The organism is Vibrio sp. 16, assembly GCF_963681195.1.
Classification (GTDB): Bacteria; Pseudomonadota; Gammaproteobacteria; order Enterobacterales; family Vibrionaceae; genus Vibrio; species Vibrio sinaloensis_D.
Map to the genome: position 1 here is coordinate 608,485 of NZ_OY808998.1, position 15,330 is coordinate 623,814.

Annotated in this window: 18 protein-coding genes; 14 read left to right on the plus strand and 4 right to left on the minus strand. The window is 47.4% G+C overall.

Annotation, left to right across the window (positions count from 1 at the left end):
- Positions 1-168: 168 nt before the first annotated feature.
- Entirely contained in the window at positions 169-525 is a 357-nt protein-coding gene (locus tag U9J37_RS17000) for a MaoP family protein (protein WP_038135878.1), read from the plus strand.
- A gap of 43 nt (positions 526-568) precedes the next feature.
- Here the strand turns inward: U9J37_RS17000 and U9J37_RS17005 are convergent, their stop codons facing one another.
- From U9J37_RS17005 to U9J37_RS17020, 4 genes are all read right to left on the minus strand, one after another.
- A complete protein-coding gene (locus U9J37_RS17005) occupies positions 569-820 on the minus strand; it encodes a DUF3081 domain-containing protein (RefSeq protein WP_005473996.1) in 252 nt (83 codons plus the stop codon).
- Between the two features lie 82 nt (positions 821-902).
- Positions 903-2,153, minus strand: coding sequence for an NAD(P)/FAD-dependent oxidoreductase (locus U9J37_RS17010; protein WP_005473936.1), 1,251 nt, complete (start codon positions 2,151-2,153; stop codon positions 903-905).
- Between the two features lie 24 nt (positions 2,154-2,177).
- Complete coding sequence (locus U9J37_RS17015; RefSeq protein ID WP_005473993.1) at positions 2,178-3,245, minus strand: methyltransferase; 1,068 nt, start codon at positions 3,243-3,245, stop codon at positions 2,178-2,180.
- A 39-nt stretch (positions 3,246-3,284) separates the two neighbouring features.
- A complete protein-coding gene (locus tag U9J37_RS17020) occupies positions 3,285-3,677 on the minus strand; it encodes a hypothetical protein (protein ID WP_005473881.1) in 393 nt (130 codons plus the stop codon).
- Positions 3,678-3,749: 72 nt separating this feature from the next.
- On the opposite strand from U9J37_RS17020, the gene U9J37_RS17025 reads away from it, so the two are divergent.
- The 13 genes from U9J37_RS17025 to U9J37_RS17085 are packed head-to-tail and all read left to right on the plus strand — an operon-like array spanning position 3,750 to position 15,326.
- The gene (locus U9J37_RS17025; protein WP_005473947.1) at positions 3,750-4,472 is read left to right on the plus strand and encodes a beta-ketoacyl synthase chain length factor; all 723 of its coding nucleotides are present in this window, start codon (positions 3,750-3,752) and stop codon (positions 4,470-4,472) included.
- A complete protein-coding gene (locus U9J37_RS17030; RefSeq protein ID WP_005473943.1) occupies positions 4,472-5,236 on the plus strand; it encodes a lysophospholipid acyltransferase family protein in 765 nt (254 codons plus the stop codon). The genes U9J37_RS17025 and U9J37_RS17030 overlap by 1 nt, the downstream gene beginning before the upstream one ends.
- Before the next feature lie 16 nt (positions 5,237-5,252).
- Positions 5,253-5,513 carry a phosphopantetheine-binding protein gene (locus U9J37_RS17035; RefSeq protein WP_005473995.1) on the plus strand — a complete coding sequence of 87 codons (261 nt, stop codon included), beginning with the start codon at positions 5,253-5,255 and terminating at the stop codon, positions 5,511-5,513.
- A 17-nt stretch (positions 5,514-5,530) separates the two neighbouring features.
- Positions 5,531-5,788 carry an acyl carrier protein gene (locus U9J37_RS17040; protein ID WP_005473975.1) on the plus strand — a complete coding sequence of 86 codons (258 nt, stop codon included), beginning with the start codon at positions 5,531-5,533 and terminating at the stop codon, positions 5,786-5,788.
- Positions 5,788-6,348 carry a COG4648 family protein gene (locus tag U9J37_RS17045; protein ID WP_005473877.1) on the plus strand — a complete coding sequence of 187 codons (561 nt, stop codon included), beginning with the start codon at positions 5,788-5,790 and terminating at the stop codon, positions 6,346-6,348. Before U9J37_RS17040 ends, U9J37_RS17045 begins: the two co-directional genes overlap by 1 nt.
- Before the next feature lie 3 nt (positions 6,349-6,351).
- The gene (locus U9J37_RS17050; RefSeq protein ID WP_043887166.1) at positions 6,352-7,719 is read left to right on the plus strand and encodes an AMP-binding protein; all 1,368 of its coding nucleotides are present in this window, start codon (positions 6,352-6,354) and stop codon (positions 7,717-7,719) included.
- Positions 7,720-7,736: 17 nt separating this feature from the next.
- Positions 7,737-8,105, plus strand: coding sequence for an ApeI family dehydratase (locus U9J37_RS17055; protein ID WP_005474013.1), 369 nt, complete (start codon positions 7,737-7,739; stop codon positions 8,103-8,105).
- The gene (locus tag U9J37_RS17060; RefSeq protein WP_083794678.1) at positions 8,098-9,801 is read left to right on the plus strand and encodes a glycosyltransferase family 2 protein; all 1,704 of its coding nucleotides are present in this window, start codon (positions 8,098-8,100) and stop codon (positions 9,799-9,801) included. The genes U9J37_RS17055 and U9J37_RS17060 overlap by 8 nt, the downstream gene beginning before the upstream one ends.
- Positions 9,782-11,335, plus strand: coding sequence for an HAL/PAL/TAL family ammonia-lyase (locus U9J37_RS17065; protein WP_005473872.1), 1,554 nt, complete (start codon positions 9,782-9,784; stop codon positions 11,333-11,335). Before U9J37_RS17060 ends, U9J37_RS17065 begins: the two co-directional genes overlap by 20 nt.
- On the plus strand, positions 11,335-11,781 hold the full coding sequence (locus U9J37_RS17070; RefSeq protein ID WP_005473963.1) for an acyl-CoA thioesterase: 447 nt from the start codon (positions 11,335-11,337) through the stop codon (positions 11,779-11,781). The genes U9J37_RS17065 and U9J37_RS17070 overlap by 1 nt, the downstream gene beginning before the upstream one ends.
- Positions 11,778-12,395 carry an outer membrane lipoprotein carrier protein LolA gene (locus tag U9J37_RS17075; RefSeq protein ID WP_005473980.1) on the plus strand — a complete coding sequence of 206 codons (618 nt, stop codon included), beginning with the start codon at positions 11,778-11,780 and terminating at the stop codon, positions 12,393-12,395. The genes U9J37_RS17070 and U9J37_RS17075 overlap by 4 nt, the downstream gene beginning before the upstream one ends.
- On the plus strand, positions 12,367-14,706 hold the full coding sequence (locus tag U9J37_RS17080; RefSeq protein ID WP_005473998.1) for an MMPL family transporter: 2,340 nt from the start codon (positions 12,367-12,369) through the stop codon (positions 14,704-14,706). The genes U9J37_RS17075 and U9J37_RS17080 overlap by 29 nt, the downstream gene beginning before the upstream one ends.
- Positions 14,703-15,326: a DUF3261 domain-containing protein gene (locus tag U9J37_RS17085; RefSeq protein ID WP_005473889.1), complete on the plus strand. Its 624-nt coding sequence runs from the start codon at positions 14,703-14,705 to the stop codon at positions 15,324-15,326. Before U9J37_RS17080 ends, U9J37_RS17085 begins: the two co-directional genes overlap by 4 nt.
- Positions 15,327-15,330: the final 4 nt, after the last annotated feature.

The window sequence follows — 15,330 nt, forward strand, 5'->3', positions numbered from 1 at the left end:
ACTGAAAAATTACGTAGTTCACATTAAACAAATTGTTACCTAAGTTTCATAAAACTGTTCAATAGTCACGATAAAAAGGTTTTGTTTTTCTTTTGTTAAATTTACGCCTAACTTTCGCTTTGTACCGCTCTGGGTATTTCATCAATGTAGGTTATAGAGGCTACTATAATGTCTGACACACAATTTCGTCACGGCAAAAAACGTTTTTACGACAACACTAAGTTTCCAAGAGGCTTCGCGAAGTCTGGTGATTTTACGCTTGCAGAAGAAGAAATTCTAACGCTTTATGGCGACACCATGCTAGGTCTAGAATCTGGTGAAATTGTTCCGGACAACTCGGAAGAGAAACACTTCGTTAAAGTACTGGAAAACCCAGGTAAAGCGAAGACAAAACTTGAAAGAGTTTGGCTAAAATACGTCCAGCTTGCCCGTGGCCGTAAACGCTTCCATACGTTAAATGGTCGCAACAAGCCAGAGGCTACCGATGACTTCTCTGAAGATTCGGTAATGGCTGAAGAAGATTAATCAAAAAATAGAGCCCCTCGCGTTTGCCAGGGGCTCTGTTTTATTATTTTGCTAAGGATGCCACTTTCTTTAAAAAGCTGTCACGCAGATGTTCTTGGTCATAGTCTAGGTGATAGGTGTTGTGGAAGCCGACTTTGAGCTCTACCCCATTCCCACGCATATAGACGTTGTATCCATCGTAGTCAGCAAACGCTTCAACCCCTTCATACATTTTCCCGTACTCAGTAGGCGTTCCTTTTGCCATGACCGTTTCGTAAGCCTGCAACACTTTGGTCGGATCAAGTTCGTTTTTCATCGCTCACACTCCTCGTCAACTTTCTTAAAGTATGAACAGAGAGCGACAATTTAGCCAACTTTTCCCTTTGAGAAACATCAAACTAGGCGTGAGTTTTTTCTGCTCGAATCACCTCAGCCAGAGTGTTCAATCGTTGCTGACTGTTTTTAACATATGGGTTTGTTGTATCCCATGCGTAACCGGCCAAAATAGAGCTGATCATCGCTTTAATACGAGGATTCGGATCTTGATGGAAGATGACGTCTTGTAGAGTACCTTTGTACCAGCCTTCTACATAGGTACGGAAAGTGTTCACTCCGACCATTAATGGCTCGGCGTACTCTTTCTGCCAATCCACAGGCTCTCCTTCAAGCTGCTTAACCACGCATTGAGCCGCAAATTGAGCAGATTTCATGGCAATCGTGACTCCAGATGAAAACACAGGGTCCAAAAACTCGCCTGCATTGCCAAGCAGTGCGTAATGAGCTGTGGCTAGGTGTTTTACGTTAGCAGAGTAACCGCCAAGCTCTCCAGCGGGGTTCGGGTACTCTGCGTTTGCGAGCAGTTGCTCAAGGCCCGGCTCTTGATTCACAATCTGCTTTAGCACATCCAGTTTGTCGCCTGAGTAATCAGCAAAGAAGTCAGGCTCTCCCACCACGCCCAGTGAGCACACGCCATTGGAAAAAGGGATCAACCAGTACCACACATCATGGTTAGTCGGATGGACCGAAATCAGAATCTTGTCGCGATCGTAGTGGATCGATTGATCATCAATATTGTCGACAATATGCGTGAAAATCGCTTTTCGCGGAGGCAAGCAAGACGGCTCTTCCAGATCCAGCATTCTAGGCAACACACGACCAAAACCACTGGCATCTAACACATAAGCCGCATCAATTTGGTAGATTTCACCGTGTGCGTCTTTCACTGTTAGCAAAGATCGCTCACCGACAAAAGCTAAATCGATCAACTCATGCTGGTAACGAATTTCTACCCCTTGCTGCGCTGCGCTGTCGGCCAAGACTTTATCAAAATGGCCACGTTGTACTTGATAAGTTGTCCCAGGGCCTGGTGTGAACTTATCGGTAAAGTTGAACTGGGTGTATACGCCATTACGACGAAACGCTGCCCCATCTTTAAACTGAAAACCGTGTTCCGCCACGGCCTGCGTCATCCCAGCTTGCTCTACAACTTCCATACACGCCGGCAACAGGCTCTCTCCGATAGAAAACCTCGGAAACTCAGCCTTTTCTATCACGATCACATCCACACCCTGTGCTTGCAATAGCGCAGAGACCGTCGAGCCAGAAGGGCCCGCACCAACGACAACAACTTGAGTAGATTCTGTTTTCATAATGATGATTGTTCTTTCTGCGTACTATTGCGCTTTAAGTTTAAGTAAGGTGTGACCTAGGCCGATGTTATCGGTTCGCTCCTCAATCACTAATCCCGCGGCTTCGATAATTTCTAAGAAATCGTCGCTGCGATAGAAACGGCTGTTTCCGTTCGCCAAACAAGTAAAATAAAGCGATGTCGCATTCAAACTGTATGATGCGGCGTCATACTTTTGTGCGTCCCAGAACAGCTCCAAAATGTAGACAGCATCACCCGCGCGTAATTGCTGCTTCACGCGTTTCAGAATGCTCAGAATCTCCATCGGTGAAAAACAATCAAGGAACTGACTCATCCACCAGACATCGGCATGTTCCGGAAGCGATTGAGACTTATCCAGCATGTTGGCAGGGTATGGGTGGACACGATCCGCGTAGCCTTTCTCCTTCGCGTTTTGCATGGCCATTTCAAGTTGCTGTGGCAAATCAACAATCGTGATCTCAACATCCGGATTATGACCACAACACTGCATCGCCCATTTGCCGGTGTTGCCACCAATATCGACGATCATTTTTGGCTCTGATTTGAACACTTCTTCTAGCAGAATCGGAAAAGAGCGATCCGAGTAAAAATGGTCAAATTTGAACCAGCTCTCTTTTGCTTTCTCAGGCAAAGTGGATAACCCTTGGTAGATGGTTTCCCAATCACCTAACTCTTTCAAACCGGCAGGTTTTCCCTCCGTGATCGATTCTGTGAGGTGCATCATCGCGGCGTAACAAACATCCGCAGTGAAATCCATGTTCGCTTGGGTCATGCCATCGTGGAGCAAAAAGAAGCCTAGATTCGCAAGTGAATAATTAGGTTTTTCCCACATCACAATATGCGCGCTAATCGCCATGTCTAACAAGACTTTGACGCCATATTCAGACACCCCAGTTTGCTCTGCAATTTCAGGTGCACTCAAGCCCTCTTTTCCAGCTTTATCTAACACAGCTAATACACCCAAATCACGCAATGTACGTGCCGTATGAAATACGATAGGTGCAAAAGAGAGTTTTTGAGCTTCTGTTTTCGCTTCTAGAGCGTTAAACGGGTCATTATTTTTATGTAACACGGAAAAAACCTAATTCCTAATTAATAGTAAGAGTAAAAATTACTGCGCCGCAGCGATAACAGACAGTTGACGTTTAATATCAACGTTTAAGTTATTCACCCAACGGTTGTAGTTGCGGTGAATTTTGCCATCGCTCGCTTTTAAATTTACTGAGTTGAGATAAGTAATGGAGTAAAACTTGTCGTTATATGTAATTTTTGCTTCAGCGAAATGGCTACGTACCGTTAATTTGGCATTAAGCTCACTTGGGCTGATTTCTTCGATGACCCAACCTCGATTGGATGCCGCTTGCATAATTGCCAACTTAACTTGTTTACTTTGAAGATTATACCCAACTGGAGTATCCTCGACGTTCAATACAGGTTGTACACGGCCGCAGCCAACAAGTAATAGTGCCAACAACGAAGCGCTTAGCCATTTTAATGGTGACATAGTAATGTTTCCTTTAATTTATGTGTAGTTCAGTACTAGTATTTCGCTGCAACAACAACAATTCAATATCTTATGCCCGATTCAAACATAATTCTTTCATTTAACATCGATGCATGGCTTGCCCATTCCGATGGCATTTCGCAGCCCAGCGATTGGCAGCAGTGGTCAAAAACACTCGCATGGCCCGTAGATGGTAAAGCGCCAGTTAACGCAATTCCGCCAATGATGCGACGACGCATGAGCAGCTTGAGTAAACTCGCAGTGCAAACCAGTATCGAACTGCTAGAGCAACACGAAGTGGACTACCTTGTGTTTGCTAGCCGTCATGGAGAACTCACTCGAAGCGCTCAACTCATTCAAGACGTGGTGGCAGGAGAAGAAGCCTCACCCATGGCGTTTTCGCAGTCAGTCCACAACACAGCGGCCGGTCTTGCGACGATTGCAACCAAAAAGCCGATTCCTCTTACCTCCATTGCCGCTGGCGACAATACCTTTCAAAGTGCCCTGTTAGAAGCTTGGGTGTATTTAAAGAGCAACCCAGAGCACAAAGTGATGTTGGTTGATTTCGATGAACCCCTGCCTGAGGTTTACAATCAATATGAAGAGTTTGAATACCGAGGCTACGCGTTAGGTCTAATCCTCTCTGCTGGCGATGAGATTCGTGTGGCAGGTCAATCAGGTTCAGACTTTAAGCCACAATTTCCGCAGGCTCTGGACTTTATCCGGCACTATGTTTCTGATGAATCATCATGGCAGACCCACTCGCGGACTCAATCTTGGGTGTGGCAGCGATAATGAACAAACTGAATCAATATTGGCGAGTCGTTGCTACTGGTTTTTGTTTTTCGGTCTTTGGTTTAGGTGGATTAGGGCTCAGTTTTTTAGCCAACCCCTACATCCGCCTAACAAGTAAAAACCAAATTGAGCGAGAGTACCGAGTTCAAGGAGCTATTCAGCGCAGTTTTGACCTTTTTTGTCGTCTGATGAAATTTACGGGCGCTATCGACTACAAAATCGTGGGCGCTGAAAAACTCAAGGCTGACCGTAACTGCCTCATCGTCGCCAATCACCCCAGTTTAATAGACTACGTTCTAATCGCTTCTCAACTCGAACGTTGCGACTGCCTAGTAAAATCGGCCATCTGGTCCAATCCTTTTATGAAGCACATTGTCAAAGCGGCGGGCTACATCCCTAACGAAACACCTGATGATTTGCTCACTATGTGTTCTGAGCGTTTTGATCGAGGCAACGTTTTGCTGGTATTTCCCGAAGGCACACGAACCACGCCAGGTAAAGCATCCAAATTACAACGCGGTTCTGCCCAAATTGCGGTTAGAACAGAAACGGACCTACGTCTAGTACATATTACGGTAACTCCTAGTTTTCTCACAAAAGAGAAAAAGTGGTATCAAGTTCCCCCAACTAAACCTTTTTTCCTTGTCGAAGTTAAGGATAAAGTTGAGGTTAAGCCATTTATAGAGCAAACTACGTCCCCTAATATTGCTGCACGACGTTTGCAGCAACATTTAAGTGAAGCTCTCTTCCCAGAAAACCAATAGTTACAAGCAGGTCCCAGTGGAAACATTACACAACGAAATTAAACAACTTATTATTGATGCATTGAATCTTGAAGATCTCACCGTAGAAGATATAGAGACTGAAGCGCCGCTGTTTGGTGATGGCTTAGGTCTGGATTCGATTGATGCGCTAGAACTGGGTTTAGCTATCAAAAAGCAATACAATATTGTGATCGACGCGGATGACTCGAATACGCGTGAACATTTTGCTTCCGTAAGCAATTTAGCAAAATACATCTCTTCGCAAGTTAGCGAGTAATTCTTAGGTACTTTCTCATGACAGATTTAAACAAAGAACAAGTATTTAACCAAGTTAAAGAAGCACTTGAAGAATTATTTGAGATTGATTCTGCTGATATTGTTCCAGAAGCGCACCTTTACCAAGATCTGGATTTAGATAGCATCGATGCTGTTGATCTTGTCGTACACCTGCAAAATGTAACTGGCAAAAAAATTAAGCCTGCAGAATTTAGCACCGTACGCACCGTTGATGACGTTGTAAACGCAGTCGCAGAGCTTCTTAAGGAAGCATAATGCGCCAATTGCTGACAGCTCTGTCTGCAGTTGTCTTACTCGCTTATCCATTCGCCGTTTACTTCGGCATCGATAAATTCGGGCTCTCTCTGGTGGGGATAATACTTATCTCCGCCTTACTTTTGCGGGTACTGACCGCTCAACGAAGCAAAGTCAAAGAACTCAAGCAAATCGCACAGATCAGCGCCGTAACTGGGATCATTTTGGTCGGCTTGGGTATTGTGTTCAGGCAGCACGGCTGGCTAACGTTTTACCCTGTTGTGGTCAACGTGTGTATGCTTGTTTTGTTTGCTGGCAGTTTAAGACAGCCTCAAACGCTGATTGAGCGCTTGGCTCGACTCCAAGAGCCAGATTTACCAGAAAGTGGGGTGCGCTATACACGCAGCGTGACAAAGATATGGTGCGTCTTTTTCGCACTCAATGCACTCATCGCACTTTACACCTGTTTTCAGCCACTGGAGATTTGGACGCTGTACAACGGATTGATCAGCTACCTACTTGCAGGCAGCCTGTTTGTCGTCGAGTGGATCGTTCGCCAGTTTGTTCGTAGGAATCCATAGTTAATGAGCTTAAACGCCAGATCATTTACCTCCATTAGCGATCTTTTTACCGCCGATAGAAGCGGCCGTAGTAAAGTGGCTTTCACGGCTAACAGCGCGATCTCTTGGCAGACGTTCACCAGTGATGTTGCGCACAACAGCGCAAGAATGAAAGCCAACCGTGCTCAACGCATCGCTCTGTGCTTCGAAGACAGCTATCTATTCGCCGTTGGCTTTTTTGCCGCGTGTCTGGCGAACAAATCTCTCGTGTTACCTGGGAACTACCAGCCAGAAGCAGTACGCGAACTCAGCGAGCATTTTGATCTCTTATTCCACGATGATGTCATTGCCCTTGAGTCTGGGATTGAGACAAGCCAAATCGAGCCTGCGCCCACTGATTTCGAGCTAGAAAAAACAACCCTAGCTAGCGAAGAAATCGCCTTGGTGCTGTTTACCTCTGGCTCTAGCGGACAACCAAAAGCGATCTCAAAGACCCTGCATCAACTGGAAACCGAAGTAGCGATACTCGACTCTTTGTGGGGTGAAAAGCTGGCGGCGTCAAACATCGAAAGCACGGTTTCTCATCAGCACATCTATGGATTACTGTTTCGCGTACTATGGCCACTGTGCGCAGGGCGCCCTTTTGCGACGCGCAACTTAGAGTTTCCGGAACAAGTTGTTCATCACGCCAATCCAAATACCGCATTAATCAGCAGCCCCGCCCTGTTAAAGCGCCTGACTCAAGAGCATCAAAGTGCCGAGATACGAGCAGTGTTTTCATCAGGTGGCCCCTTGCCAACGACCGCTGCTGAGCATTGCTTAGCTTTGTTCAACCAACGTCCAATTGAGGTGTTTGGCAGCACAGAAACAGGGGGCATCGCTCACCGTCAGCAGTTGTCCGCTTCGACGCCATGGCAGCTTTTTCCCGGCGTTACAGCTGAGCTAAACAGTGAACGCTGCCTACGACTTAAGTCACCGCACATCGATGGGGACAACTGGTATCAAACCGCCGATGAATGTCGCTTTCATGATAGTATGACGTTCGAATTACTTGGTCGCACCGATCGAGTCGTTAAAGTCGAAGAAAAACGAATTTCATTAGTCGAAGTTGAAAAACGTTTAGATCAGCTGAACTGGATTAGTGAAAGCGCTGTCATTACTATGACGGAAGGAAATCGCCTCTCTTTGTATGCCGTCATCGTCTTGACCGCATCTGGCGAAATGGAAATCGAGCGACTGGGCAAGGGTAAGTTTTGGCTGGCATTGCGTAAAGCACTGCGTGATTGGCTCGAACCCATTGCAATTCCAAGAAAGTTTCGCTTGGTAAAAGAGATACCATTAAACAGCCAAGGCAAACGACAGGTTGCCGAGATTGAAAAACAATTCCAATAAGCAAGTTTGACCGTTATATGGAAAAAAGAAAACCAACCATCATCCGCACGGATATCAAAGAGCACCAAGCGACTCTAGAGCTTAAGGTGGATGCTGATCTGTTAGATTTTCAGGGGCATTTCACTCATTTCCCCCTGCTCCCAGGCGTGACTCAGATTGATTGGGCGCTGCATTACGCCATTGAAACACTCAATGCGCCAAGGGTATTTAAAGGCATGGAAGTGATCAAATTCCAAGAGCCCATTCGTCCCAACATGTTAGTAACGCTCGAGTTAACATGGGATAGCGCGAAACAAAAACTTGCTTTTAAGTACGCTTCGACACGAGATGAACAAACCATTGTTCACTCTTCTGGCAAAATGAAATTGGGTGAAAAGAGTGAGTAGTTACCAACCCTGCTTCCTGATTCCTTGCTACAACCACGGCAGTACAATCGCAGCCGTGGTGTCGTCTCTGACCCCTTTTGACCTCCCTTTTATCATTGTAGATGACGGCAGCAATCACCAAACCAAACAAGCGCTAAACGAGCTCTCTGATTGCCAAGGTGTCACACTACTTAGCTTGGCAGAAAACCAAGGCAAAGGTGGCGCCGTCATGGCTGGTATCCGCCGAGCCCACGAGCTTGGCTACAGCCATGTCATCCAAATCGATGCAGACGGCCAACACGATGTGGACGCTCTGCCTAAACTGATTGAAGCCTCACAGGCCAACCCGACTCACCTTATTTCAGGTCAACCGGTTTACGATGACAGTGTGCCTAAATCTCGTTTATATGGTCGATACGCGACTCATATTTGGGTTTGGATTGAAACTCTCTCTTTTGCCATCAAGGACAGCATGTGTGGTTTCAGGGCTTACCCTGTCGACGCCACCATCAAGGTGCTCAACCAGTACCGCATTGGTACACGAATGGACTTTGACATCGAAATTCTGGTGCGGATGTACTGGGAAGGTGTCGAAATCGATTTTGTGGAAACCCGCGTTATCTACCCTGAGGGCGGCATTTCTCACTTCGATGCCTTATGGGACAACGTTAAAATCAGTTGGATGCATACACGCTTATTCTTTGGCATGTTGCCGCGCATTCCGAAGCTCATCGCAAGAAAGAAACGCAATAATTCAAACGCTCACTGGTCTAAACGTCAGGAGCAAGGCACCATCATTGGCATTAAGCTGATGTTGGCGGTCTATAGCCTGTTGGGTCGGGGCGCATTTAACCTCATTTTGAAGCTGGTCATGCGTTACTACCACTACACAGGCAAAGACGCAAAGCAAGCATCCGAGATCTATCTGCAGCAACTTAAAAGCTACGCCAAACAACAAGAGATTGAACTGCCATCAAACCTAGATAGCTACCAACACTTGCTCTCTTTTGGCCATACCATGTTAGATAAACTGGCGGCATGGAAAGGCGACTTTAACGTCGATAACCTAACCATTCACGGTCAAGACCAATTTCAAGACATGGTCGATAATAAGCAAGGTGTACTCATCTTGGGCTCTCACCTTGGCAACATCGAACTATGCCGTGCACTCGGCCGACGCCATAAGCATGTCAAAATCAATGCGCTGGTGTTTACAGAGCATGCCGAACGCTTCAATACGGTCATGAAAGCGGTCAACCCAAATTCAGAACTCAACTTAATTCAAGTCAGTTCGATGGGGCCAGATACGGCCATTTTGCTGCAGCAAAAAATCGAACAAGGTGAGTGGGTGGTCATCGTCGGTGACAGAACCTCCACCAGCAAAGAGAGCCGTTCGGTATGGGCCGATTTTCTTGGTAAGCCTGCCCCCTTCCCGCAAGGTCCTTTTATGCTGGCTTCTGTGCTTAAAGCGCCGGTGTACTTACTCTTTGGGCTAAGGGATGACACCAGCAAGACACCGCATTTTAACGTCTATTTCGAGCATTTCAGCGACAAGATCGTTCTGCCGCGCAAGGAGCGCCAACACGCTTTAGAACAGGTTGTTCAGAACTACGCAAACCGACTCGAACACTACACCCTGCAAGCACCTTTGCAGTGGTATAATTTTTTCAATTTCTGGACTCTAAGTAATCAGCAAGATGACAACGCAAACCAATAACGCCATTACTTTCGGCGCGCAATCATTAACGATCGAAGACGTTGTAGCCATCGCGCAAGGCTCGAACGCAAAACTCAACAACTCCGCTGAATTTACCGCGAAAATTGATCGTGGTGTCGCTTTTCTTGAGCGCTTGCTTAAAGAAGAAGGCGTTATCTATGGCGTGACTACGGGCTATGGCGACTCCTGCACCGTTGCGATTCCACCAGAGTTGGTTGATGAGTTGCCGTTACATTTAACCCGCTTCCATGGCTGTGGCTTGGGTGACATTCTGACCCATGAACAAGCAAGAGCCGTACTCGCGACTCGCCTTTGCTCTTTATCTCAGGGTGTCTCGGGAGTCACTCACGATTTGCTCAATCAAATCGTTACCTTGATCAATCAAGACATTGCGCCGCGTATCCCTCAAGAAGGTTCGGTAGGGGCAAGTGGCGACTTAACACCACTTTCCTACTTAGCAGCCGCACTTATCGGCGAACGCGACGTGCTGTACAAAGGTGAAGTACGCCCAACGGCTGAAGTGTATGCCGAGCTTGGCATCAACCCGATTCAGTTAAAGCCGAAAGAAGGCTTGGCACTGATGAATGGTACATCTGTGATGACAGCTCTTGCTTGTTTGGCATACAAACGCGCGGAATACCTTGCTCAATTGTGTACCAAGATCACTGCGATGGTTTCTGTGGGCATGCATGGCAACGACTTCCACTTTGATGAAGCGCTTTTTGCGGTGAAACCTCACCCAGGTCAGCAGCAAGTTGCAGCTTGGTTGCGCGATGACCTCAACGCAGAGCGCCCACCACGCAACAGCGATCGCCTGCAAGATCGCTACTCACTGCGCTGTGCACCACACGTTATTGGTGTCGTACAAGACTCACTGCCTTGGTTACGTTCAATGATTGAAAACGAGCTAAACAGTGCGAACGACAACCCAATCATCGATGGCGATAACGAACGTGTACTGCACGGGGGGCATTTCTACGGCGGCCATATCGCGATGGCGATGGACACACTGAAAACAGGTATCGCGAACTTGGCGGATCTTCTCGATCGTCAAATGGCGCAGCTGATGGACTACAAATTTAACAATGGCTTACCTTTTAACTTGACTGGCGCTGAAGGCGAGCGTAAACCTATCAATCACGGCTTTAAAGCAGTTCAGATTGGTATTTCCGCTTGGACAGCAGAAGCGCTAAAACACACCATGCCTGCAAGCGTGTTTTCTCGTTCAACTGAGTGTCATAACCAAGATAAAGTCAGCATGGGCACCATCGCAGCCCGTGATTGTTTGCGTGTTTTGGAGCTGACGGAGCAAGTCGCAGCGGCATCCCTACTGGCAAGCGTTCAGGCAATTGAAATCCGTCGTCGTCATAACGAGCTGGATGAACACCATATGAGCGACAACCTCAAGATGATTCGTGATGCTGTATTGAGTGAGTTTGAATTTGTCGCGGAGGATCGCCCTCTAGAGCACGATTTACGTCACTTTATCGGTCGTATTCAACAGCGTCATTGGCCACTTTACGCGGAGGCTTAATGAATCCAGAGATTCAATTTGCGTTGGAATCGGAGGTGACACTGATCACCTCCTTCCAAGATGCCGATCCTATGGGCGTCATTTATCACGGTAACTTCTTCCGCTTTTTTGAAGAAGCTCGCCGAGTGTTAATGGACAAGATTGATTACGGCTACCTCAAGATGAACGAATCAGGCTACATGTGGCCTATCATCGACACGCGCGTGAAGTATGTGAAAGCAATCCCTTTCAATCATCAAATACGTGTCCACGCAAAATTGACCGAGTGGGAAAACCGCCTTCGTGTCGATTACGTCATCTATGATGCCCAAACTAACCAAAGGATGTGCAAGGCTCACACCACCCAAGTTGCGGTTTCTATCAAAGAGCAAGAGATGTGCTTTGCTTCTCCTAAAGTGTTTATCGATAAGGTCAACCAGTGGCATCAACATGGGAAGCTCGCATGACATTGATTAAGAAGTGCTTATCCGCTGCGCTACTCATCTGCTCGCCGTTCGTTACCGCACAGGTGACAGACCTAGACTCACTGCAACAGCAGCTAGCGAAAAATGAAACGGTACGTGGCGATTTTGTTCAGTCACGTCACCTAGAGATGTTTGACCAACCGCTAAGCTCGCAAGGTCAGTTTACATTGAGCAAATCTCGTGGATTGCTTTGGCAACAAGCGAGCCCCTTTCCTGTCAGCTTAGTGTTGACCGAAGATAAGTTACGCCAAACCTTTGCTGGCCAAGCGCCCCAAACCATTACCGCAAAAGATAACCCGATGGCGTTCTACTTTAGCCACGTGTTCTTAGCCGTCTTTCATGGTGATACCGCCGCGCTTGAGGAGCAGTTCACCATCGATTTCAAAGTCGATACTGGCAGCTGGACGATTACGCTCATCCCTAATCAGGCGCCATTGAACGCCGTATTTAAGCAAATCACACTGACAGGGCGCGATGATATCGAGCATTTAGAGTTGCAAGAACTGCGTGGCGATAAAACGGACATTTTCTTCTCGAACCAAACCTCAGAGCCACAAGGTCTGACCGATGCTGAACAAGCGCAATTTAATTTCTAATCTAACACTGAACCAGCGTGCTATCGCGCTGGTTTGGCTGGTATTGGTCGCCCTTTTCGTCGCTATGCTTGGCAAGCAATGGCTCTACTCAGAGCACGCGCCCGTAGAAACCAATATTCTTAAGCTGTTGCCCAAGAACCAACAAAACCCTGTGGCTGAACAAGCGTTCGAAACCGTTTCCAACAGCATGAGCGACAAAGTCGTCTTCCTACTGACGGCGCCGGAAGAGGACTCTTTATTCTCCGCAGCCACCGAACTCACAACGGCTTTACAAGGTACGCAGCTATTTGATCAAGTGACAGGCAAGATCAGCGCAGAACAACAAAAACAGTGGGCAGCGTACTACTTTGGACACCGTTACCAGCAGTTAACCCCTGAACAAAGACAACGACTGACCAATACGCCTCAAGAGCAAGTACAGCTTGTGGTTCAGTCCATCTACAACCCTTTCTCTGGCGTGACAGGACAAGAGCTGAAAAATGACCCTTTTCTTCTGTTTCGTGATTATTTAGCCCAAGTGTCTGCGCAAAATAGTGCTTTTACATTAAAAAATGGCTTCCTAACGACCAATTTTCAGGGTCAAGAGTATGTGCTGGTCACCGCTTCGCTGACGGATTCCCCATACAGTTTGGCGGCGCAGCAGGGCGTTGCTGACATCAAACAGATTGAACAGCAAATCGAAGAGACTTTCCAAGCAACCATCCACCACACGGGGGTGTTGTTTTACGCCGAGTTTGGCACAGAAAGTGCCAAATCAGAGATCAGCACCATCGGCCTATTCTCACTGCTAGGCGTCATTGGCTTGTTTGTCGTTGTCTTTCGTAGTGTCACACCCTTAGCCTTGGCACTACTGTCGATTTCGATTGGTCTGCTTGCCGCGCTGGCCGTCACAACCTGGCTGTTTGGACGCGTTCACTTGTTTAGTCTTGTGTTTGGTGCAAGTTTGATTGGGGTGTCGATTGACTACGCGTTTCACTACCTCACTGAGCGCTTAGCGGATGGCGAGCAGTGGGACAGTCGCAAAGGGCTCACCCACATTTTTGCCGCCATCACCATGGGCCTGGCAACCAGCTTGATTGGCTATTTGGGGATGCTGATTGCACCGTTCCCAGGCTTACAACAACTTGCGCTGTTCTCATCGATTGGATTGATCGCCGCCTACATTACCGTCGTCGCTTGGTACCCCATTCTGGCGAAAAAACCAAGCCCTTCACGTCCATTGCCCGGAGAGTCCCTTTGGCGGTGGTGGCTCAACGTGTGGTCTAAACCGACCTATCGCATTGCGCTACCGATTTTTTGTCTCGTGGCCACGGCCTATCCGTTAAGCCAGCTTCGCTACGACGATGATATTCGCCAACTTCAAGCCATGCCTGACTCATTAAAGCAACAAGAGCAGCAAATAAGCGAAGTGAGTGGATTAAAGTCTTCTCAGCAGATGCTTGTGGTAACGGCGCATGATGATGAATCTTTGATGCAAAAACTCGAAGCGATTGCGCCTCAACTCGACAAGTGGCAACAACAAGGCGTTATAAAACAGTACCAAAGCTTGAACCAATTTCTCAGCTCCGAGATGATGCAGCAGCAAGATTTCACCTTGATCGCGCGGTTGTATAAGACTCAAGCGAAGACCTTAGCCGCAAATTTGGGGCTAGTCGAGACGCCTGATTTTGCAGCGGAATTTTCGCCTATCTCACTCGAGGCGTATTTGGCAAATCCTGTCTCGGAGCCAATCCGCTTCCTCTACATTGGCCAATTCGATGACAGCGTCGCCAGTGTGATTGTCTTAACCGAACTCAGTAATCCCGAGCTTGTGGTGAGTTGGGCGCAAGAGAATAGCAACATCAGTTATCTCAATAAGGCGCAAGAGATCTCCTTGCTGTTTGCCAAGTATCGAACCCATGTGATGGAGTTACTTGCCCTCGCAATCACCATTATTAGCGCACTGCTTATTAAACGCTACGGTCTTCAACATGCCATCAGAATTGTGTTGCCTTCGTTGATCGCCTGTATTGCAGGGCTCGCGGCAGCATCGGCTCTGGGCTCGACACTGAACTTATTCAACCTACTGGCGCTTATTTTAATCATCGGTATCGGCATTGATTACACCTTGTTTTTTGCCGAGAAATCACGCAGCCACAGCACCTTGCTCGCCATTACCTTATCAGCCATTACCACCCTGCTCTCGTTTGGATTATTGGCATTGAGTGACACCCATGCGATTCATAGCTTTGGGATTACCGTGCTGAGTGGTATTTTTGTCGCTTGGCTACTCTCACCGCTAGCCATCAACCTAAAGGATGAGACACAATGAGCGTTCGATCGTTTCAACAGTTGGTCAGCAGTTTCGCCATCGCCTTGGTGCTTACCGCCTGCGCATCAGCACCAAAAGAAGTGACGCCAAAAGTCCAAATCAGTGATAAGATTGCGGTGACCTTGCCGACCCCAGAACAACTGGGCTACACCTTAAGCGCGAGTCAGTTAATCAGCGCCACTTGGGCCACATCCACTTCTGAGCGCAGCGAACAATTGCCCGTTCAACTACAAGTTGATCAAGATAAGCTAGTGTTAGCCGGATTTTCATCTTGGGGCACCCGAATTTTGTCGTTAAATTATCAATCCGAGATGATCTCCACCGATGTGCTTGCAGGTTTGCAAGGCGTACTGCCTCAGCCTGAACAGGTGCTTTTTAACCTGATGATCACGGTCTGGCCGGGTTCTGCTTGGGAAGGCCCTCTAAATGAGGTAAGGTGGCAGCTTATTGATAAAGGCAATTCAAGAAGCATCTTCAATAGCCAAGGTGAACAAGTCATTGATATTCAATATAGCAGTGACGAACGGCTTGATGGGGACATCCGATTCCATCAGTTATCTGACGACTACACCATCATCATTAAAACGCTGCAATACCGCAAAACGCCATTTACACCATAGATAG